Origin of the sequence: Hymenobacter sp. 15J16-1T3B (assembly GCF_020711235.1) — a bacterium.
In the GTDB taxonomy this organism is placed as follows: Bacteria; Bacteroidota; Bacteroidia; order Cytophagales; family Hymenobacteraceae; genus Solirubrum.
In genome coordinates, this window is record NZ_JAJFAV010000013.1 from 68,892 (window position 1) to 88,351 (window position 19,460).

Annotated in this window: 32 protein-coding genes; 22 read left to right on the forward strand and 10 right to left on the reverse strand. The window is 64.8% G+C overall.

Annotated features, from left to right (window positions below):
• Positions 1-636: 636 nt before the first annotated feature.
• The 3 genes from murI to LJ737_RS19695 all read right to left on the reverse strand — a co-directional run bounded on the left by murI (position 637) and on the right by LJ737_RS19695 (position 3,759).
• A complete protein-coding gene (gene murI, locus LJ737_RS19685; protein ID WP_227768463.1) occupies positions 637-1,482 on the reverse strand; it encodes a glutamate racemase in 846 nt (281 codons plus the stop codon).
• A 143-nt stretch (positions 1,483-1,625) separates the two neighbouring features.
• Positions 1,626-2,993 (reverse strand): tyrosine-type recombinase/integrase, encoded by a 1,368-nt coding sequence (locus LJ737_RS19690; protein ID WP_227768464.1) that lies wholly within the window; start codon positions 2,991-2,993, stop codon positions 1,626-1,628.
• Position 2,994: 1 nt separating this feature from the next.
• A complete protein-coding gene (locus LJ737_RS19695; protein WP_227768465.1) occupies positions 2,995-3,759 on the reverse strand; it encodes a LexA family transcriptional regulator in 765 nt (254 codons plus the stop codon).
• Between the two features lie 129 nt (positions 3,760-3,888).
• On the opposite strand from LJ737_RS19695, the gene LJ737_RS19700 reads away from it, so the two are divergent.
• From LJ737_RS19700 to LJ737_RS19790, 19 genes are all read left to right on the forward strand, one after another.
• A complete protein-coding gene (locus LJ737_RS19700; protein WP_227768466.1) occupies positions 3,889-4,062 on the forward strand; it encodes a hypothetical protein in 174 nt (57 codons plus the stop codon).
• 88 nt (positions 4,063-4,150) lie between these two features.
• Complete coding sequence (locus LJ737_RS19705) at positions 4,151-4,495, forward strand: helix-turn-helix domain-containing protein (RefSeq protein WP_227768467.1); 345 nt, start codon at positions 4,151-4,153, stop codon at positions 4,493-4,495.
• 4 nt (positions 4,496-4,499) lie between these two features.
• A complete protein-coding gene (locus LJ737_RS19710; RefSeq protein WP_227768468.1) occupies positions 4,500-4,736 on the forward strand; it encodes a hypothetical protein in 237 nt (78 codons plus the stop codon).
• 5 nt (positions 4,737-4,741) lie between these two features.
• On the forward strand, positions 4,742-5,059 hold the full coding sequence (locus LJ737_RS19715; RefSeq protein WP_227768469.1) for a hypothetical protein: 318 nt from the start codon (positions 4,742-4,744) through the stop codon (positions 5,057-5,059).
• A 16-nt stretch (positions 5,060-5,075) separates the two neighbouring features.
• On the forward strand, positions 5,076-5,234 hold the full coding sequence (locus LJ737_RS19720) for a hypothetical protein (protein WP_227768470.1): 159 nt from the start codon (positions 5,076-5,078) through the stop codon (positions 5,232-5,234).
• A gap of 23 nt (positions 5,235-5,257) precedes the next feature.
• On the forward strand, positions 5,258-5,530 hold the full coding sequence (locus tag LJ737_RS19725; RefSeq protein ID WP_227768471.1) for a hypothetical protein: 273 nt from the start codon (positions 5,258-5,260) through the stop codon (positions 5,528-5,530).
• A 1-nt stretch (position 5,531) separates the two neighbouring features.
• Positions 5,532-5,729 carry a hypothetical protein gene (locus LJ737_RS19730; RefSeq protein WP_227768472.1) on the forward strand — a complete coding sequence of 66 codons (198 nt, stop codon included), beginning with the start codon at positions 5,532-5,534 and terminating at the stop codon, positions 5,727-5,729.
• Complete coding sequence (locus LJ737_RS19735) at positions 5,722-5,868, forward strand: hypothetical protein (RefSeq protein ID WP_227768473.1); 147 nt, start codon at positions 5,722-5,724, stop codon at positions 5,866-5,868. The genes LJ737_RS19730 and LJ737_RS19735 overlap by 8 nt, the downstream gene beginning before the upstream one ends.
• 103 nt (positions 5,869-5,971) lie before the next feature.
• Positions 5,972-7,048 carry a hypothetical protein gene (locus LJ737_RS19740; protein ID WP_227768474.1) on the forward strand — a complete coding sequence of 359 codons (1,077 nt, stop codon included), beginning with the start codon at positions 5,972-5,974 and terminating at the stop codon, positions 7,046-7,048.
• 78 nt (positions 7,049-7,126) lie between these two features.
• Positions 7,127-8,296: a DNA polymerase III subunit beta gene (dnaN, locus tag LJ737_RS19745; protein ID WP_227768475.1), complete on the forward strand. Its 1,170-nt coding sequence runs from the start codon at positions 7,127-7,129 to the stop codon at positions 8,294-8,296.
• A gap of 13 nt (positions 8,297-8,309) precedes the next feature.
• Positions 8,310-9,317 carry a hypothetical protein gene (locus tag LJ737_RS19750; RefSeq protein ID WP_227768476.1) on the forward strand — a complete coding sequence of 336 codons (1,008 nt, stop codon included), beginning with the start codon at positions 8,310-8,312 and terminating at the stop codon, positions 9,315-9,317.
• Positions 9,317-10,009, forward strand: coding sequence for a hypothetical protein (locus LJ737_RS19755; protein WP_227768477.1), 693 nt, complete (start codon positions 9,317-9,319; stop codon positions 10,007-10,009). The genes LJ737_RS19750 and LJ737_RS19755 overlap by 1 nt, the downstream gene beginning before the upstream one ends.
• On the forward strand, positions 10,002-10,514 hold the full coding sequence (locus LJ737_RS19760; protein WP_227768478.1) for a hypothetical protein: 513 nt from the start codon (positions 10,002-10,004) through the stop codon (positions 10,512-10,514). The genes LJ737_RS19755 and LJ737_RS19760 overlap by 8 nt, the downstream gene beginning before the upstream one ends.
• 19 nt (positions 10,515-10,533) lie before the next feature.
• Positions 10,534-11,505 (forward strand): phage replication initiator YdaU family protein, encoded by a 972-nt coding sequence (locus tag LJ737_RS19765; protein ID WP_227768479.1) that lies wholly within the window; start codon positions 10,534-10,536, stop codon positions 11,503-11,505.
• Positions 11,483-12,253, forward strand: coding sequence for a P-loop NTPase family protein (locus tag LJ737_RS19770; RefSeq protein ID WP_227768480.1), 771 nt, complete (start codon positions 11,483-11,485; stop codon positions 12,251-12,253). The genes LJ737_RS19765 and LJ737_RS19770 overlap by 23 nt, the downstream gene beginning before the upstream one ends.
• A gap of 12 nt (positions 12,254-12,265) precedes the next feature.
• Entirely contained in the window at positions 12,266-12,778 is a 513-nt protein-coding gene (locus LJ737_RS19775; RefSeq protein WP_227768481.1) for a bL32 family ribosomal protein, read from the forward strand.
• The gene (locus LJ737_RS19780) at positions 12,779-13,093 is read left to right on the forward strand and encodes a hypothetical protein (RefSeq protein WP_227768482.1); all 315 of its coding nucleotides are present in this window, start codon (positions 12,779-12,781) and stop codon (positions 13,091-13,093) included.
• On the forward strand, positions 13,090-13,356 hold the full coding sequence (locus tag LJ737_RS19785) for a hypothetical protein (protein WP_227768483.1): 267 nt from the start codon (positions 13,090-13,092) through the stop codon (positions 13,354-13,356). Before LJ737_RS19780 ends, LJ737_RS19785 begins: the two co-directional genes overlap by 4 nt.
• Positions 13,357-13,429: 73 nt before the next feature.
• A complete protein-coding gene (locus tag LJ737_RS19790; protein ID WP_227768484.1) occupies positions 13,430-13,615 on the forward strand; it encodes a hypothetical protein in 186 nt (61 codons plus the stop codon).
• Positions 13,616-13,644: 29 nt separating this feature from the next.
• On the opposite strand, the gene LJ737_RS19795 is transcribed toward LJ737_RS19790, so the two are convergent.
• On the reverse strand, positions 13,645-13,869 hold the full coding sequence (locus LJ737_RS19795; RefSeq protein WP_227768485.1) for a YodC family protein: 225 nt from the start codon (positions 13,867-13,869) through the stop codon (positions 13,645-13,647).
• 132 nt (positions 13,870-14,001) lie between these two features.
• On the opposite strand from LJ737_RS19795, the gene LJ737_RS19800 reads away from it, so the two are divergent.
• Genes LJ737_RS19800 through LJ737_RS19810 form a run of 3 tightly spaced genes read left to right on the forward strand, consistent with a single transcriptional unit; the run spans position 14,002 to position 14,954 of the window.
• Positions 14,002-14,223 carry a hypothetical protein gene (locus LJ737_RS19800; protein WP_227768486.1) on the forward strand — a complete coding sequence of 74 codons (222 nt, stop codon included), beginning with the start codon at positions 14,002-14,004 and terminating at the stop codon, positions 14,221-14,223.
• Complete coding sequence (locus tag LJ737_RS19805) at positions 14,224-14,745, forward strand: hypothetical protein (RefSeq protein ID WP_227768487.1); 522 nt, start codon at positions 14,224-14,226, stop codon at positions 14,743-14,745.
• Complete coding sequence (locus LJ737_RS19810) at positions 14,742-14,954, forward strand: hypothetical protein (protein ID WP_227768488.1); 213 nt, start codon at positions 14,742-14,744, stop codon at positions 14,952-14,954. The genes LJ737_RS19805 and LJ737_RS19810 overlap by 4 nt, the downstream gene beginning before the upstream one ends.
• 56 nt (positions 14,955-15,010) lie before the next feature.
• On the opposite strand, the gene LJ737_RS19815 is transcribed toward LJ737_RS19810, so the two are convergent.
• The 6 genes from LJ737_RS19815 to LJ737_RS19840 form a co-directional block, all read right to left on the reverse strand.
• Positions 15,011-15,544 carry a hypothetical protein gene (locus LJ737_RS19815; protein WP_227768489.1) on the reverse strand — a complete coding sequence of 178 codons (534 nt, stop codon included), beginning with the start codon at positions 15,542-15,544 and terminating at the stop codon, positions 15,011-15,013.
• Positions 15,544-16,152 (reverse strand): phage virion morphogenesis family protein, encoded by a 609-nt coding sequence (locus tag LJ737_RS19820; protein WP_227768490.1) that lies wholly within the window; start codon positions 16,150-16,152, stop codon positions 15,544-15,546. The genes LJ737_RS19815 and LJ737_RS19820 overlap by 1 nt, the downstream gene beginning before the upstream one ends.
• A gap of 1 nt (position 16,153) precedes the next feature.
• The gene (locus tag LJ737_RS19825) at positions 16,154-16,351 is read right to left on the reverse strand and encodes a hypothetical protein (RefSeq protein WP_227768491.1); all 198 of its coding nucleotides are present in this window, start codon (positions 16,349-16,351) and stop codon (positions 16,154-16,156) included.
• On the reverse strand, positions 16,324-17,718 hold the full coding sequence (locus LJ737_RS19830; RefSeq protein ID WP_227768492.1) for a phage head morphogenesis protein: 1,395 nt from the start codon (positions 17,716-17,718) through the stop codon (positions 16,324-16,326). Before LJ737_RS19830 ends, LJ737_RS19825 begins: the two co-directional genes overlap by 28 nt.
• A 62-nt stretch (positions 17,719-17,780) precedes the next feature.
• The gene (locus LJ737_RS19835; RefSeq protein WP_227768493.1) at positions 17,781-19,043 is read right to left on the reverse strand and encodes a phage portal protein family protein; all 1,263 of its coding nucleotides are present in this window, start codon (positions 19,041-19,043) and stop codon (positions 17,781-17,783) included.
• A 3-nt stretch (positions 19,044-19,046) separates the two neighbouring features.
• Complete coding sequence (locus tag LJ737_RS19840; protein WP_227768494.1) at positions 19,047-19,460, reverse strand: phage protein Gp36 family protein; 414 nt, start codon at positions 19,458-19,460, stop codon at positions 19,047-19,049.

A 19,460-nucleotide genomic window follows, 5' to 3' on the forward strand; every position in this document is an offset into this window, starting at 1 on the left:
CCCTGCCACCATTCAGCGGTAAAGGTCTGGCGACTTTCTTGCTAGGCACCGTTCCTGCCACTTCTTCCAGATCGGCAGCTTTCGGCTCGGCCTCCACTCCTACTTGAACAGTGAGGCCCAACGTGGTGCGTGCAACTTGTCCGGCAGCACTAAATGTGCCCGATTAAACAGCCTCGCTAATTGACTCTAGCACTCTTACCCACTGCCGCAACCGCCGCTTCTTAACCTTCCACATTCCTCTGCCCAACCATGACTTAATAAACAAGGTGAAGTGTGACGAGTTTATTATATAATAAAATTAATATTATATATAAATATAAAGCATACGGCGCTTAAAATAGATTCTGATCATTACTCTAATTCAATTACGCGAAGGTGGTTGCCTGTTTCTTGCCGTGAGAGAAATACACATACGCTGTATCGTTGGACTTAGCTGTTATTCCACTGTTTGCGAAGACCAATTCGACCTTGTCGTTAATATCTTAAGCAAGCGGGCTTAGGTCTACAGACAGCCCCTAAAAGGAAGTTGCTGCCAATTTTGAACTGGCGGCCCCTTGCCGGAGCATAACGACCTTTCTTCAATAGTTTATACACCCTAGCATTATTACGGAGTACCTACTCGGTACTTCGTCCTGGCTACTCCCACAACGGGTAGTGCTCCAGGTTTACCTCTTGCCCGAAAAACAGCCGGGTGCTGTCGGCAAAGGAGGGAGTAAAGTCCGACACGTAGAAGTGGTGCTGGGGGGGCCGGGTAGCGGCCGGGGACGTCAGGCCGTGGGCCTGCAGAAGTTCGCGCAAGGCTTCGGCGACGATGTCGGAGGGGTCGAGCACGTCGACCTGCCCGCGGTAGTATTCTTCGATTTGCTCGCGGATGAGCGGGTAATGCGTGCAGGCCAGCACCAAGGCCTCGATACCGGCCAGAGCGGGGTCCGATAAATAGGTATCGATGACGCTCTGGCTAACGGCGCCCCGCACGAAGCCTTCTTCCACCATGGGCGCCAGCAGGGGCGTGGCCAAGGCGTGCAGGCGGATGTCGCGGTCGAGGGCGTCGAGCTTTTTGCGGTACACGTTGGAGCCTACCGTTTGCTTGGTGCCGATCAGCCCGACTTCGCGGCCGGCGTAATGGCGGCCGATGTGGCGCACGATGGGGTCGATAACGTTGAGCACTTTCGCCTTGGAGCCCACGTACTCGCGCACTAACTCGTAGGCGGCGGCCGAGGCCGAGTTGCAGGCAATGAGAATGACCTTGCAGTGCTGGCGCAGCAGCAGGTCGCAGATTTTCACGGAGTACGCCTGAATGGCGGCCGTGCTTTTGTCGCCGTAGGGCAAGTGAGCCGTATCGCCGAAGTACACCAAGCGTTCCTGCGGGAGCAACTGATTGACGGCGCGGGCCACGGTAAGGCCGCCGATGCCGCTGTCGAACACGCCGATGGGGCGCGCATCGAGGGCAGTAGCGGACGGGGCTGATGCGGGAGCTGACATGGCCCCGAAGGTACGGCACCGGTCGCTTTTGGGCACGGCAACGGCCGTAGCACACCACAAAAAACCCGTTTGGCCGCGCGGCCAAACGGGCTGGGTGGAGGATACCGGACCCGAACACCCGAACAGGCGTGGACAATCTCCGTTCAGGAGGCGGCTTTTTCGGGGTTGTGGGGGTGCGTATTGGACGCGGGTTGTTCGCCCGCGGCCAACGGTTGTTTTACCTGTGTTTTACCCAGCGAGCCGTACACCTGGCGCGCCGCGTCGTCGATGACGTGGGTGTCGAGGTCCTTCAAATAGAGCTGGGTGGTGCGCGTGTTGGTGTGGCCCAGCAGCCCGCCCACCTGGCGCAGGTCGCCTTTGAGCAGGCGCTCCGAGAAGGTGGCCAGCGTGCGGCGCGACACGTGGGAGCTGAACCGCTTCGTCCACTTGAGCCGGGCCGCGGCGCGGGCCAAGTTCATGTTGATCTTGGCCGTCTCCCGCTTGATGGTTTCGAGCTGCTGCTTGGGGTGCAGCTGCTCGAAGTCGGCCGGCAGAAACGGCAGAATGTAGCTCTCGGGGTGCGGCCGCGGCTGGCCCGGCGCCGGGGTGAACGTGTCGAGCAGCCCCTGCAGCTCTTCGGTTTCCTCCACCTCCTTGACCCGGCCGCCCTTGTCCATCACGAAGCGCAGGCGCCCGCCGCGGCGGTCCTTCCATTTGAGCTTGAGGATGGCCCCGATGCGGGAGCCGTGGGCGTAGTACTGGAGCAGGAAGACGGTGCGCGCCGCGTGCTGGGCCGGGGCCAGGGTGGCCGCGGCCAGCTCGTCCAATTCCTCGCGGGTCAACCAGACCCGCTTCGGCTTCGGGGTCGGGAAGTCGTAGAGGGCCATCGGGTCCTTGTCAAGCGTGAGCAGCTTCGCCCGGATGGCTTCCCGGATGAAGGTGTGCAGCACCCGTAGGTTTTTGTTGGTGGTCGTCGGGCCGTTGTCGAGGTCCCGCTCCAAGTGCTGCTGGTAGCGCTGCACCAGCTCGGTGGTGAGCAGCGGCAGCGGCAAGGGCTTGCCCCCGAGCCAGGCGGCCAGCTTGTTGATGACCGGCCGGTAGCCGTCGATGGTGCCTTGGCTCCAGCCCGTCGTCTCCCTCCCCTTCCGGTGGGCCTCGTCGAGCGTGGCCTGCTCCGCGTCGAGGCGCCGGTAGCAGAAGGTCAAGAAGTCCGGCGCGGCCGGGTCGATGTCGCCGTTCTGCAGCGTGGCCTTCAGCTGGTCGGCCGACCAGTCGGGGTGTGCCGTGGCCAGCTTCTTGCCGCGGCGCACCCAGCTGTAGAGCGTTTCGTTGTGCTCAGCGTGGTCGTGGTGGCTGGTTTTGATCCAGTTCTCTTTGTCGAGCGTCGCCTTCGGGTTCCAGTGCTTGGCCGCCACCGCCACGCCCGTGTTGAGGTAGCGCACCACGCGGTCGGCCGTCACGCGCAGGCGCACGTCGAAGAGGCCGTCGCTGTCGGCTTTCGCAGCCAGCACGATTTTAAAGGTGGCGGGCATGCTATCGAATCGGCACGTCTACGCCTCGGATTACACGCCACATGCCATGGATGTCGTCGATGATTACTTCCTCGACACCGCCTTCTGGATTGTCGGACTCAAGAAGCACCTTGCCAGTGCTTCGAAGGGTGTTGTGCTTGATGCGCTTGATGACAAAGTGATGTTTGAAAATCACGATGTAAACACCTGGGCGGGCATCTTTCCACGCATCTACGTTGGGCAGCTCTTCAACTAGCACTTTCATGCCTGAGCGAAGCTGCGGTTCCATCGAATCACCGTCGATATCGACGACCAGTCCTTCGTCTGGGTCGCCAACCATGCGAATGACTGGAAAGAGCGGCAGTTCATTGTAATTGTAATCGCTCATAAATGACTCGCTGAACCCGGCGCGGGCTCCTACTTCAAGACGGCGGTAATACACCATCTCCTTTTTATCAAATAGCGCGACGAATCGAGCATTGCTTTTGTCCGACATCAGCGGACCATATGGGTGGTCCTCCGGCAGCGCTTTCATTGCCGGCGCAGGGTGGCGCCCTGTCTCAATAAACTCCACGGTGGTACCGTATAGCTCAGCCAACTTGCGCAGCACTGGGCGCTTGATTTGAATAGAATCATCCGCTTCATATGCGGAGAGACTTGCGGCACTCACCTTGAGTCCTGCCTCTTTCAATTTCTCAGAAATCTTACGCTGAGACCAACCTGTTTCTAGACGCAGCTGCGTCAGTCGATCGGCCCGTTTTGCTGTCATAGCGGCTGTGGGAGGCATGTTCAGAAGAGCGGTGTGACTGAACAAAACAAGCCGGTATTGTTCGTATCGTGAAACTATTTCTAGTAACTACTAGTAATGTTCAGTATTGATAAGTATGTTTGCCACATCAGTTCACCCCAGACCGCTATGAGCATCAACGCAACTGCTGAAAAGCCCTACCATGTTCAACCGGAATTGTCGGAAAAGGCCAAAGCAGCATTGCTGCGGGCCCAGGGGCGCCGACTTCAAGAAGGGCAAAAGGTCCGCATAAAGGACATTGCGGCCGAGGTCATCGAGCGCTGGGCAGAAACTGCGCCCTAATTTTTTTTGCCTGTTATGACCAGTTTTGGTCAGTTTTGGAAATTTTTAAACACCACTTTTGTCCACCAAACGCTTCTTTCAGTTGCACATGAAAGCCACTTTCAACGCTCAAACGGGCCTCGACCTCTCCCCGAGCTGCATTCAGGACGCCACGCTGCTTGACCGCGTGGCGCTAGCCACGGCCAAGGCCGAGGTCGAGGGCCGCCGCTACATCCTGAGCACGAACCGCACGCCGGGCCTGAACTACGACGACCGGCTGCCCCAGCGCCTGGGCATTGGCAAAACGAAGGCCTACGAGCTGGTCAACTCGGGCGAGCTGCGCAGCCGCAAAATCGCGGGCAAGCACGTGGTCAGCGAGTCGGCCGTGCGCCGCTTCCTCGACCCGGAGGCCTACGCCGCCCCGGTCGATTCGTCGGACGCCCAAGCCGCCTAGTCCGATGCGCCTCTCCGTCATCAACGTGCCCCACCTCAAGGGCAAGGTCAACACCAAGGAGCTGGAGCTGGTGCAGGCGCTGCATATGCCCGCCGACAAGCTCCGCTGGGCCGCCGAGCCGGAAATCATCCGCGTGGCCCAAGAGGTAGCCACCGAATACCCCGAGCTGGCCGACGAGGCCGACCACGTCGCCAAGCAAGAACTCCACCGCCGGGCCGTGAAGATGGCCCTCACCGCCTAAGCCCCATGTCCACGTCCCTCGCCGACCTGGCCGAGCTGCCGGCCCAACTCTACGCCCTGCAGCAGCAGATGCAGCAGATGCAGGTGCGGCTCGATGCCTACGTCGAATCCATCGACGACGACGTGGACACGGCCACCGCCCTCAAGCTCACCGGCATTGCCAGCCGCACCACGCTGCTGGCCGAGCGCGACCGGCCGGGCACCAAGCTGGCCTACCGCAAGGAGGGCACCAAGTGCCTCTACAGCCGGCGCTCCTGCATCGACTACAAACTCAGCAAGCGCCTCGGCGGCCACGGCTCCGGCCTCATGCGCATCGCTGGCTAATCCACGCTTCCCCGCCATGTACCACGACGACTTCGACCCGACCGACTACCTCTCGGACCTGCTGCCCGACTACCACGAAGCCAACCCGCGCTGGGTGCGCCGCGCCCTGCTCGTGGCCGCGGCCCTGGTGCTGGCCGGCCTCAGCACCCTCGCTTACTGCCTCATCATTCTCTAACCCTTTTACCGCTCCAGTTGCACATGGACACCCCTACCAAAGTTCACCTTGACTCCCTGTTTCGCGCCTCGATGGCTGCCGCCGCGCGGTACTCGGGCGCCGCCAACGTCATCACCCGCCTGATCGAGGGCGGGCACCTGAGCCACAACACCCAGTTGGCGGCCAGCAAAGAACTCGACGGCCTGCGCAAGCTGGCCGACGAAGCCAACGACGCCTACAAAGCGGCCGACGCCGCGCAGCGGGCCGCCCGCACCCAGCCCCAGCCCGAGGACTACGCCCACATCGGCCAGCTGTAGGATGCAGTACACCGTCAACCAATCCGAGCGCGCGGCCAGCTACGAGCAGAAGCGCCGCGCCATGAAGGTGCTCAACGACGCCTGCTTCACGCCGCAGGAGCGCGCCCAGGGCCACATGCAGTTGCGCGCCGCCTCCGCGGCCGGCGCCGACCAGCTCTACACCCAGTTCGTGGCCACCCGAGACGAGCGCAATGGATAAGCGCAAGCTCCCCGCCCTCTCGTGGGCCGGCCCCCTGCCGCAGCTGCTGGCCGACGCCAAGAAAGCCGCCGACCGGCACGAGCTGCTGGGCCTGCTGGCCCTGCTGGCCTTGCTGCTGGCCACGGTCTACACCCGCTAAAACGCAACAGCCCCGGCCAGTTGCACCTGGGCCGGGGCTGCATCGGCGCCGCGGATTGCACCCCGCGGGCCTCTTCAAAATCACCTTAACTGCCCCAAAGGTAATGACTCTCAAGAAAACCGGCGCCCGCGCCGCCAAACCCGCCGCCCCGGCAGCCCCCGCCACCGTCGCCCCCGCCAAGCCGAAGGCCGAGAGCTACGACATTCGCCGCTCCGACGAGACGCTGGCCCTGGCCAAGGACCTGGCGAACTTCATCAAGGAAAACAAGCTCAGCACGCAGGTGCAGGGCAAGGAGTTCGTGAACGTGGAGGGCTGGCAGTACGCCGGCTCCCGCCTGGGCATCGTGCCGATTGTCGACCACCTGGTCAACCTGAGCACCGACACCGAACTCAAGTACCAGGCGAAGGTGACGCTCTTCGACCTGCGCAGCCAGCACACCGTGGGCGCCGGCTTCGCCATCTGCTCCAACAAGGAGCAGGGCAAGAAATTCTACCAGGAATTTGCCATCAGCTCCATGGCGCAGACCCGCGCCATCGGCAAGGCGTACCGCAACATCCTGGCCTGGATTATCCGCGCCGCCGGCTACGAGCCCACCCCGGCCGAGGAAATGGAGTACGGCGGCCACACCCAGCCCGAGTCGGCAAAAAACGCCACCGCCGGCGCATCGAAGCAGCCGGCTTCACCACGCCCGGCAGCCTCCGCTACGTCCGCCCCAAGCGCCGCCCCGGCCCCGATGCAGGCCGTGCCGGCTGAGCCGGCCCAGCCCGCCTACGCCACGGCTGAGCAGAAAGAGGAAGTCATCCGCCTGCTCAACCACCCCGTGGTCACCCGGCAGGAGAGGACCAAGATGCTGCTCAACATCAACAAGCTCGACCAGGAGCGCGCCGCCCAGGCCATTGCCAACCTCAAGAAGACCATCGAGAACCGGGAAAACGCACCGACCAAGCAGGTGCCCCCGGTGTCGGAAAAGGAGCAGCTGCAGCGCGAAGTGAACGGCGCCCGCCAAGACGTGCTGGAGTACCTCGACCGCAACGAGGCCTACTTCGACCACGACACGAAGAAAGAGCGGCAGCTGAAAGAATACGCCTGGAACGCCACCTCGCTGGCCGAGCTGGCCGAGGTGCAGCGCCTGGCCGAAGAGGCCGTGGCGGCGCTGCGCGCCAAAGCCGACGCCGCCTAACCCTGAAACCGTAGTGCCGGCCCCGCCTGCCGCCCAGGTGGTCGGGGCCGCTGTATTCATCCCCTTTCGTTGTACGCTATGGCAACTGCCACCACACCCGCCCCGGCCCTGCTGGCCACCCGCTTTATTGTCTCGTCCTCGGCCCTGCTGGCCCGCGTGCAGGACGCCGCCCAGTTCGTCACCGGCAACCCCGTGGTGCCGATTCTGGAAAACCTGCTCTTCGACGTGGCCGACGGGCAGCTCACCCTCACCGGCTCCGACCTGGAAAGCACCTTCATCACCGCGCCGCTGGCCGTGGAGGCCAGCAGCTCGGCCCCCATGCGCATGGCCATCCCGGCCCGCATCCTGCTCGACACGCTCAAGGGCCTGCCCGACCAGCCCGTTACGCTGGAGCTGAACGCGGAGAATTACCACGTGACGCTGCACTCGGCCAACGGCCGCTACAAGCTGGCCGGCGAGAACCCCGCGGACTTCCCGAAGCCGTCGGCCATGCACACGGGCAAGACGTCGGAGCTGCCGGCCGCTGCGCTGCTGCTGGCCCTGCGCCACACGCTGCCCTTCGTCTCCGGAGACGAGCTTCGCCCGGCCATGTGTGGGGTGCTCTTTCAACTGGAGATGGAACGCCTTACGTGCGTCGCCACGGATGGCCACCGCCTGGTGCGTCACCGCGCCTTGGGTCTGCAACTCGATGGCGCCTTCACGTTCATCGTGCCGAAGAAGCCCCTGCAGTACCTGGTGAAGCTGGTAGGCAACACGACCACCTTGCGCATGCGTCACCACGTGGCGGCCGTGCGCTTCGAGCTGGAGCGCGGCACGCTGCACACCCGCCTGATCGACGAGCGGTACCCGGATTACGAGAACGTCATCCCGATCAGCAGCGAGAACCACCTGCTCATCGACCGGGCCCAGCTGCTCGGCGCCGCGAAGCGCATCGGCATTTACGCCAACAAAAGCACCCACCAAACCCGGCTGGCGCTGGCCCCGGCCGAGCTGCAGGTGTCGGCCGAGGACCTGGACTTCAGCAACGAGGCTTCCGAGAAGCTGCCCTGCCAGTACGAGGGCGCCGACATGGAAATCGGCTTCAACGGCCGCTTCCTGATCGAGATGCTCAGCCTGCTGGACTCGGCCGAAGTGCAGCTGGCCATGACCACGCCCAACCGCGCGGCCCTGCTCACTCCCGTGCCCGCCCTCGACGACGTCGACCTGCTCATGCTGGTGATGCCCGTCATGCTCAACAACTACCGCTAAGCCCTTCCCTGCCATGAACCTGACTTTCTTCGACCGTACCCCGGCCCCGCTGCAGGTGGCCGCGCTGGTTACCATTGCCCACGACGGCAACATCACCTTCAACAACGGCGCCGTGCGCGCCCTAAACCTGCAGCACCGCGGGCCGGTGGCGCTGGTGCGCGACGACGATACACAGCGCTGGTACGCCTGCTTCCTCGACATACCGGGCCGCAAGCCGGGCATCCTGGGCGGGCGGGGCAAGCAGGGCGTAGCCCTGACGTTCTCGCAAACGCCGGCCGCCCGGGCTTTCTACGAGCAGTTTAAGGTATCGGCAGAACGCAAGTCGCTGAGCCTGCCGCTGGCCACCGCCGCCACGACCGGACCGGACGGGCTGCTGCTGCACGGCATCGACACGTCGGCGCTGGGCCTGGCTCCCCTGCCGCAAATGCCGGTGGAAGTGCAGGAGCTGTTTAAGCCCGCCGTGCCTCCCATGGCCGTCGTGCCCGAGCCGGCCGCGGCGCCGGCACCGGGGCCCGCCCCAGCTCCCGAGCCCGAGCCGGTGCCTGCTCCCGCGCCGACGGCCGCGCCAGCGCCGGCCGAGGCCGACGAGAAGCCCCTGCGGGCCGACGCCTACACGCCCGAGCAAAAGCGCCGCATCCTGGCCGAGGGTGGTACCAAGGACGGCCGGGAAAAGCTGGCCGCCGAATGGGGCCGCAAGCCGGGCGCCATCTACTCCACCTGGTACCAGCTCACCAAGTCGCAGCCCAAGGACGCGCCGGTGAAGCCTTACGTGCCGGTGGCCCAGCGCGCCGCCGCGGACGCCCCGCGCCTGGGCGACCAGCTGCTCGGCCACGACTTCAAGCGGGCCCACGAGCTGGCCATGTACTGGTACGAGCGGGAGCTGAGCATCGCCAGCACCCAAGAGTTTGAGGAGCTGGGCCAGGTGCTCAGCGCCGTGCCAGTGGGTCAGCGGGACTTCTTTATCAACCAGGTGCTGGAGCGGGCCAAGGCCGAGCAGAAGCGCCGCAAGCTCGCCGCGTAATGACCGCCGCCACCGACACCTTCATCTTCACGAAGATCAAGCTGGCCAAGCACGACTTCGTCGAGTACGAGGCTTCCGCCCGCGTGCACCGCGGCACCGAGCAGGTGCACGAGACCAGCAGCACCCACGTGGACAAGCTGCCGCACGAGGACCTGCTGCGCGCCTTCCACCGCCTCACCGTGCACTTCTGCCTGGTGACCGAGTCGCTGAACCGGGCCGACTTCGGCTGCGAAACCGACGACGAGCTCGAGGAGCAGATCCGCGACGACAGCGCGCTGGAGTGCGTGGGCCTGATCGGCTTCGCCTGCCGCGGCCTGAGCTGGGGCGCCAAGGGCAACGGCTTCACCCTCTCGGGCCGGCGCTGGCTGCGCTCGGGCAAGGCCGTGAACTTCAACACGCCCTTCATCGACGAGGAAAACGACGACTACCCCTTCCTCGGCCTGCTGCGCGACGCCATCCGCACGCTGCACCAGGAAACGAGCCTGTACCTGAACGGCAAGTTTGCGGTCGAGAAAGAGCCCGAGCCGGGGCAGCTGCCGCTCGACTTCACCGGCCCCCTGCAAGACGTCGTCGACAACGCCGCCGGCTTCACCAGCTTGACCATTTCCAGCGGGGGCCGCAGCGTGACGCTGGAGAAGGGCCAGAAGCCCAAGCGTACCTACAACGGCCAAGAACTCGACGACGATGAGTAGCCACGACAACGACCCGCGGCACTGTCACCCGACGAAGACGTGGGATCAGCTCAGCAAGTGGCAGCGCAAGGAGTACGCCGTGAAACCGGCGGCTCCAGCGCCGGCCGCTGCGGCGGTGGGCTTCCGTTTCAACGACATCGGAGTGTGTCTGAATCCCGAGGAAGTAACCTACTACGCCCACCCGAAACGCCCACATACTGACTACTGCAGCGTGAGGCTTTTCCTGCATCCGGACACTGCCGAGTGGATGGGGGCTCCCTCCTTTATGAATCATGCCCACTGCGCCGGCCATCATGGCTGCCCCTCGAAGCACAGCCTGCAACGCTTCCCGTCGCGGGAGGACGCGGAACGGCACTACCTGACCTACATGCTCAGTGACCAATTCAAGGGCCTGGGGGGCACCTATAGCGACCATAACTATCTGAGCCCAGCGGCCCGCAAAGCGGCCGAGGCCCGGCTACAGGAGTTAGCGCCGGTCGTCGGCCAACAACTCACCCTTTTCTGAGCCAGCCATGCATGCGCTTATGACCGCCACCCCCGGCGGCGCTTCCACCCATAAGAGTAAAATGCTTCCCATCCGCCAAGCCTTGTCGTCTCTCAAGAAGCTTCCGGCCGGCCCTAAAGCCGCGCTGATTGAAGTGTGCGAGTTGTACGAGAACGGCGGCAAGGAGAGCTGCTGGATTACAAACCAGGCGCTGGCCGAGCGCCTGGGTTCGCACCCCATCACCGTGTCGCGCAACCTGCTCTGGCTATTCGACGCGGGCCTGCTCGACGTGCGCCACCGCCCCGACCTGGGCAACCGCCGGGAGCTGGTGCCGACGCTGGCCACCCGCGCCGCCTACTCAGGCGAACAGGATGCCGCCGAGGCCCAGGCCCTCTTAGCGAATCGTTCAGGCTCTAAGCAAAACGCTAAGAGCCCCGAGCATAGCAAAGTGCTAAGACCCTCTTACCAAAACGCTAAGAGGGTCTTAGCAAAAACGCAAGGGGGTCTTAGCGAAACTGCTAAGAGTTGTCTACGAGCAATGACGAGCAATGACGAGCAAGAGACGAGCAAAGGGGGTGCGCCTCGGGCCGAGTCGGATTTGGGTCAGGTTGCCGACCTCCCCGGCGCCGCCCCTCTCCCCCCGGCCGAGCCGCAGCTGCCCACCTGGTTGCGCCGGCCGGTGTCGGACTTCTCGCCAGCGCTTAGCCTGCCCTTCGACACCGACACCTTCCGCGCCGCCTGGGTGAAGTGGCGCCTCAGCCTCCTCGAGCTGGGCAAACCCTACCGCGGCGACATCAGCGAGCAGCAAGCCCTACTGGAGCTGGGCCGCCAGGCTGCCGGCGACGAAGCCCGCGCCGTGGCCATCATCAACCAATCCATCGGCCGGGAATGGACCGGCTTTTACCCCCTGAAATCCGATGAAAACGCCCGTAAGCATAGCCGCAGTAATGGCCGCGTCTCCACCGCCGAGCGCTACCGAGCCCCCCAAAATGACAGTTACGGGGACCTCTGAGCGGCGCCCCGTGCTGCCGCCCTCGTGGAAGGACATCGAGCTGACCATTGCCGAGCAGCACACGGCCCTGGAGCTGGCCCAACAGGCCAAGTGGGACCAGCTGCGCATGGCTCAGTACCGCTGGGACGTGGCGCACCCGCCCAAGCCCGACACGTTCACGGCTGAGCAGATCCGCGACATCAAGCTCTACGAGGCCCAGCAGCTGGTGCCCGGCTTCTCGCTCGACCACGGCGTAGAAGAAGTCTTCTGGGCGCTGTGCCTCTACTTCGCCGGCGACGCCCGCTTCGATGCGCTGCGCCCTGGCTACTCCCGCCGGAAGGGCCTGCTACTGATGGGCAACGTGGGCCGCGGCAAGAGCTTCCTGATGAAGCTGTTCATGCGCAACCCGCTGCACAACTACGGCCTGCTCAGCACGCGCAAAGTGGCCGAGCGTTACCAGCAGTTGGGGCCGGAAGGCCTGGGCCCGTACCTCACCGCCGGCGCCACCGGTGTGTGCTTCGACGACCTGGGCGCCGAGTCGACCGACGTCAAGCACTACGCCAACGCCGTCAACCCGATGGCCGAGGTGCTGCTCAGCCGCTACGACGAGCTGCAGGCAGGCCGCCTGCACCCCTTCGCCACGCACATCACGACCAACCTCTCGGCCGACCAGATCGAGGAGCGGTACGAGAACCGCGTCCGCAGCCGGATGCGGGAGATGTTCAACACGATCAAGTTTTCGCCCGACGCGCCCGACCGCCGGGCCTAATCCTCTCTCCGCATGCCTACCCCCTCTTCTGCCGACGTGCACTACGCCGCCATCGGCGCCACCGCCCAGCAGTTGGCCCACCTGGCCACCGGCCCCGCGCCCGACTACCACCTCATGCGCAACCTCATCGGCCGGCTCACCGCCGAGCATTTGCACCTGGTACGCCTGCGCCTGAGCGCCCCGCCGCCCGCCAACCCGCGGCCGTGGCACGAGGTGCTCGGCCTGACGCCCAACGCTACCCGGCAGCAGGTCCAAGAAGCCTACGGGTGCCTGGGCCTGCGCGGCCCGGTGCCGCTGCCGGTGCTCAACCAAGCCTACGACGCTGCGCTGGCGGCCACCGAGCCCGCCGAGGACAGCCACGAACCGGACGCTGCCCCAGCCGGCACCTACGGCTGGGATGATGACGGGGACGACGGCGACGACTTCAACCCCGACGCCTGCCCCGTGTGCGGCGAGGATATAGCCGGGCACGCCATCTGCATGGGGTGCGGGTACATCGCTGGCCTAGACGGAGACGACGACTAAATGGGCCACATACGCACCGCTTCCCGCGTCGACCGCAACCAACCGCAGATCGTCAGCGCGCTACGCCAAATCGGCTGTAGCGTGCTGCACCTGCACCAGCTCAAGAACTGCTTCGACATTCTGGTGGGCTACCGCGGCCGCACCTTCCTCATGGAAATCAAGGCCACCACCGCCGACAAGCTCACCGAGGGCGAGGCCGCGTTTCAGGCCACGTGGCGCGGCTCCACCTACCACGTGGTGTATACCGTCGACCAAGCCCTCAAGATTGTCACCAGCCCGCCCGAACGCTTCACCTGCCCCACGTGTCAGCCATGAACCGCATCCACATCACCACGCCCCTCGATGAGAAGCGCCAGCACGCTGGCCCGAGCCCCATCGAGATGACGCTGTGCGAGTCCGCCAAGGCCTCCGCCTGGGGCGAATCCCTCCTGGCCGCCTTCGAGGTCGAAATCCTGCAGGGCTTTTGGTTTGACAGCGCCGACGGCAGTACCACCTACTGCTTCGAGCTGAACGACGAGAAGTCGCGCCACCTCAAGCAGGCGCTAACCCTGGCCTTCTTCCCGCCCGATACCAACTAGCGCCCGTCACGGTGCCCTTCTCGGCCTCAGAAACTCCGAGAAACTTCCCCTCTCTCAACAGCATTTCACCACCATGCTCTCCACCGCCAGACAAACCCGCCGGGCCTACACCGGCGCCGATTACCGCCATATCAGGCAGCACTACACCAGCGGAGCCAGCACCGCGCCCCAGGTGGCCCGGGAACTGGGCCGGAAGGTGGGCAGCCTCAAATTCTTCATCAGCAGTCATCCCGAGCTGCGCAAGCGTGCCCAGGTATGAAAAAGGCCCGTCGTGCTGACGGGCCTTTTTCATACTGTTTGCGGCTGAGCGCTTCGGCCTTTAGGAGCTGGTTTACTGGGCTCAACAGCCTTCAGGGCTTCACCAGGAAAGTCAAAACCATAGCTACCCCCATACAATATGCCATCATCGCCAAAGTAGTGCACTTTCACCCAGCCACCATTTTGAAGGTTAGTCACTGTCATACCGGGGCCGCCAGATTTGAGCTGAACCACATCACCAACTTTCCAATCCATGTTTTTAATGTTTAAAGTGAGCCACCAACCTACACATTTTAACTATCCTTTACTAGCCCCGCATGATGCTGAGAAGGAGTTTTAAACCTCTGTTTCTCCAACGAACGCGGTATAGCACAACGACCCAGCATCATGAATAAGTCCTTTTTGAAGTTTCTCTCCATCGTCGTCGCCCCGGTGCCTTATCCGGCCGCCGCCGGCTACCACAGCGTGGTCGGCTCGGCCCTCGTTTGGGCCCTGCGGGGCGCCCCGCGCGACTACAGCGGCGCCCAGTTCGTCAGCGGCCTGGGCATTGCTCTGGTGGTGGGCGCCGTGGCCGTCATCCTTATCAACGCGGCCAGCAAGGAGCAGTAGATGATTGCCCTGCCGTTCCAGCTGTTCGCCGTGCTCTGCGGCGTCATCGAGGCCGTGCTCTACTGCCGCCGCGGCGCCGAGTCGTTCACGCACAACGAGCACGTCGAAATGACCCTGCAGCGCATCAGCGTGGCGGTGCTGGTGCTGGCCGGTGCGCTGGCCTACCGCTGGCACGGCTCTGTGGCCATGGTGGCGGCCGAGCTGCTGCCGGCGGTGCTGCTGTTTCCCTTGTTCCACGACGAAGCCTACAACTTCACCCGCCTGTGGCTGCGCGAAGCCGAAAAGGCAGGCACCACCGCTGGGGCTGTTATCGGCATCTTCCCCACCTGGGCACTGCGGCTGCTGCCCACGGCCAGCCACGACGGCCGCGCATTCTGCCGGGCCTTGAGCCTGTACTGCTACGGCTACCAATCACCGACCACCACGGCCCGCAATGACTTCAGCGGCCGGCAGCGCACCGTCCTGGCCGCGGTAGGCGCCGCTTTGCTCATTGGCCTGTACGCCCTCTACCTATTATCGTGAGTACCCGCGAGAAGAATACCCAGAAGCGCCACGAGCGCATTCGTGCCGAGTTCAAGAAACGCTACACCGACGCCCCGCGCCCGCGCAAGTACAGCCGCGAGTACGTGGTGGCGCAGCTGGCTGACGAATTTGGGTATTCCATGGGCACCATTGAGAACATCATCTACGCCGCCTCGAAAGGCGCCGATACTTCCACCAAGCCCGCGTAAGGCCTTCGCTCAGGATGACATCAAAAAAGCCCCGCATCGTGCTGATGCGGGGCTTTTTATGGCAGGATGTACGCCTCGCCGTCGGCAAGGACTGGCGGCCGCATGCCCGGCTGCGCCTGTAGTCCCACGTCGCTGGCCTCTGTGTACTCCTTGGCCCCGTCGTGGTCGTAGAGCTGCGTCACGTAGCCCAGGGCAATGCACCAGGCCTCGGGGTGCTGCGGCCGGTCCCGGCGGTAGGCCGTGCGCACCAGCGGGCCGAAGCCCTCGCCCTGGTGGTGCTGCAGGGCCTTGTGCACCAACTGCACCACCTCCAGCTTCTCCATGGCGTCGCTGCGCTGCTGGCTGCCCTGGTAGGTCACCTCCGACACGTCGACGGCCACCGTGAAGCGCAGCACCGCGCGGCCGCTCTGGATGCCTTCGCCCAGGTCCGACCACGGCACGTCCTCCACGTCGATGAAGACGGCGGGGTATTGGATCGGCTCGGGGCCGTCCAAGTAGTCCAGCTGGGCCATGTCCAGGTCGATGGTGCCCAGCGTAGGCACGGCCGTGCGCAGGTGGTCGGCCAGTTGGGGAAAGAGCAGGTGCAGCATTAGCGGTCGGAGAATAGGCGGCGCACGCCGTTGTTGAGGTAGCGGGCGGCATCATCGCTGAGGGCCTTGCTGAAGCCCATAAACTGCCGCTGGGGAATGGTCGTGTTGACGGTGCGGGTGTGGGCCTTCACGTTCGAGTCGCCGATGTGCACGCGCACGTGCTTGGCCCGGCTCGAACCCGGGGCGCTTACTTCGTCGGACTCGAAGCGCCGGCGGCGGTGGGCCCGCACGTTCACCGAGCCGCTGATGGTGCCGCCCTGGTTGTGCAGCTGCGCGTAGGGCACGTCGGTGCCGATGGTGGCCGACGTGTCGGTGGTGCTGGTCACGCGGATGGAGCGGCGCAGGCGTCCCGACTTCACCAGCACGGCCCGGCTCTCCGGCGCGTCGCTGGCGAAGGGCAAGCGGCCCGAGACGCCCGAGCGGTTGCGGCCTTGGCCCCTGCGGGGTTTCCACGGCAGGAACACACCCCGCTCGTTTACCCAGCCCTGGCGCTTGAAGCTGCCCACGAACTCGCGCACGGCCAACTGCCCCAAGGGGCGCACGGCTTGCTTCAGGAAGCGGTCGATGCGGGCCGCGTCCTGGTGTAGTTGGTCACCGATGGCGCCCATATCAGATTAGCGTTGTGCGGCCCTGGTCGTCGGCTTCGGCGTGCTGGGCGGCGTAGCTGGTGCGGTACATGTGGCGGGCCATGGCTTCCTCCTCGCCATCGTCGGCGCGCAGCAGCTCCACGTACTCGTCTTCCGAGATGGTGCCCGCCTGGGCCTTGGCCCGCAGTTCGTCTACTCGCTCGTGGTTCGTGGTACCCATCGTTTCTTAACAAAAAGCTCGCGCATTGCGTCCCGCACAGGGGCGAAATCGTCGTCCTCCCACTGGTCGGGAATGACGTGCTTTCGGCCGCGGTCCAGGGCCTTAAACAGCCGCTCATCGTCCGATTGTTCAGCAATATACTGCGAATACGCACGCGCCCACACTTCGTAGGGCTGCTTCAGGTATTCGTTGATGTGGGCCCGGCGGGCGGGGCTGCACTTCGGGTCGTCCAGCAGGAGCTTGTACGTCTGCCACAGCTCGGTGTCCTCGGCCGCGTCCAGCACGGCCTTCATGTCGGTGGAGCTGAACACGAGGCGCGTCACGTCGCGCGGAATGTCCAGGTAGGTGTAGTCGATCCAGTGGCCCAGCTCGTGCAGCAGCGTGAAGCCGATTTCGCCCGCGTCGTCGATTTCCGCGTTCAGCGACAGAATCGGCGGCGGGTCGTCCCGCAGGCGGGCGAAGCTGAAGCCGCCTTGCGTGCCGCGGGCCATCTTCCGGAAGCCGATGGGCAGCGTTTTCACGCTGGTGGGCGACTCGGGCAGCAGGTGCACCTGGTTGATGGCGTTCAACGCCGCCTGCAGCCCGTCGCGCCGGGCGTCGGTCAGCTTCTTGGCGTGGGTCACCAGCTCGGGCACGCGGTGCAGGCCCTCCACCGCGTCCACCTCGCGCTTGGCCGCGGCCGGCAGCTCGGTGTAGTAGGGCACGCCCTTGGGGTAAATAACGCCTGTTTGGCCCACGTTGCCGTCGAAGCCGTCGTCGGGCCCGGGCAGCGCCGGCAGCAGCACCGCGGGCGTGGCTTTGCCCAGCGGGTTAGCCGTCACCGTGCAGCGGCACAGCCAGCCGTTGGGCGGGTAGTGCGTGGTCCACCACTCGTGCGCGGCCGGCAGCACCACCGCGTCCCAGGCCCGGTGCTCGGGCCGCACGCGGCTGTCGCCCACGGTGTGGTAGCTGAGCAGGTCCGTGGGCTCAAACTCTTTCCAGCGGGCCGCCATCTGCGCGCTGCCGATGGCGTGCTCGTACTCGGCCTGCAGCCAGCGCACGTTGTATTGGTGGTGCAGCTCCAGCGCCTCGGCCTTGAAGGACTGCCACGGCTTCACGTTGCCTTGCGCGTCCAGCAGCAGCTTGGTCAGTGCCTCGCCCTGGTGCGCTGTCTTGGCGGCCGAAAACCACTGCACGTTGCCCCGCAGAAAGGCGGTGGCGGCCTCGTCGGGCGAGTTGTAGCCGATGGACACGGCCTCCTGCAGCTTGGTGGCCGTGGCGTTCAGCAGGCCCACGTGCAGGGGCACGCGCCGGCCCTGCGCGCCGTGCACCTGCCGGCTCAGGTCCAGCAGGGCATTGCGCAGGGCGGTATCGTCCTCGGCGGCCATGCGAACGGCCGCCAGGCCGTGGGGGCCGTGGTTGTGGGTGCAGGCGCGGGCGTAGAGGGCCGTTACGCCCGCGCTGTAGGCTTTCCCGGCCGGGGCGGGTTGGTGCCGGCGGGGGCCGGGGTAGGTACTAGTTCGGGCTCGGGCTTTTCCTCCACCTCGATGCCGAAGTTGTCCTTGATGTACTGCGCCGGCACGCGGTAGCCCGAGTGCTGCATCACGCCCTGCACGATGTCCCACAGCTCTTTTTTCTTCAGCTGCTCGGTGTCGTCCCACTTGAACTCGAAGCCCGCCACCGGGTAGCCGTGCACCAGCAGCTTGTCCCAGAGCTTCCACATGATGAGGTTGCGCAGGTAGGTTTTGTCGGCCTGGGTGTACTTCTCGGCCACCCGCTCGTGTACCTCGCCCTGGCTGCGGCTGCTGCCGTCCTCGGTGGTCATCGTCTGGCCCAGCACGGCCTTGCTCATCTCCCGGTTGGGGTAGTCGATCATGCCGGCAAAGACGCCCTGCTGAAACGTCTGGGGCTGGTGGTACTGGAAGTTGCTCGCGCCCGGGGGCAGGATGGCGTAGGCCGCCCGGCCCATGTTGCGCAGCATGTTTTCCACCTCCACGCGGTCCTCGTCGTTGAGGTCCATCTCCACCGTGCGCACCGGCAGCGCGAACCGGTCGCAGTACTCGGCCCAGGCCTGCATGCTGTTTTTCTTCCACACCACGTGCGGAATCAGCTTGTGCAGCAGGCCCAGCTCGCGCGACTCGCCCAGCTGGATCAGCCACGGCGCTTCGGGGCCGTCGACGTAGCTCAGGCCGGTTTGGCTCAGCGGCGCGTCGCGGATCAAGCCCCGCTCCGGAATCACCATCTCGGGCTGGATCAGGTCGATGCCGGCGAATTCGCCGTCGACGGGCGGCCGGAACTCCAGCACCCGCGGGCCCCAAAAGATGGAGTGAACCGCCTCCATGCAGAGCGTGTAGAACCAGGGCGCCTGCAGCATGCGCGTCAGCTCCTCGTTTTCAGCCCCGCCCTTCACGGCCACCACCTTAAACGGCTGGCTGAGCAGGTTCAGGGCGCGGGTTTCCATCACGCTGGCGAGGTGCGCGTCGATGACGGCCTCGCGGTAGAGGCGCAGCAGCTCGGTGCGGTCAGGCAGGTGCAGCTGCTCGGCCATGCTCAGCGCGTTGCGCCAGTGCGTCAGGTCCGCCCGCATGCGGGTGGTCTGGTACTCGGCAATGCGGCTGGACACCGAGCGGCGGCCCAGCTTGGCGTTCAGGGTCGGGGTGACGTTCTGGGCCTCGGCGGCCAACTGGGCCTGTAGGCGTTGGTGCAGGTTCATGGCTTACCAGCTGAGGGTTTGTTTCGGGGCCGAGCCCCACTTGAAGCCGCCGGGGCGCTCGGCCGGCGGCAGCAGCGGTAGGTCGGCGGTGATGCTGCCTTTGCCGATGGCCTTCAGCCATTCGAGGGCCTGGTCGTAGCGCACGATGCGCTTTTCGGGCATCTGGGCCCGGCCGTGGCGCGAGTGCACGGTGTAGAGGCTGATGTCCACCATGTAGGTGACCAGCAGGGCCGAGCGGTCGTCGCCGGTGGCGGCGAAGATGGCGGCCACGTCGTAGCGGCTGCGCAGGTAGCTTTCGCAGAGCTGCTGGGCGTAGAGTTCCGCTTTGGGCAGCACCGTGCCGTCTTCGTCGGTGATGACGTGCAGCTGCTCGGTGCGAATCTGGGTGCCGTAGTCCTCGGGGGTCAGAAAGGCCAT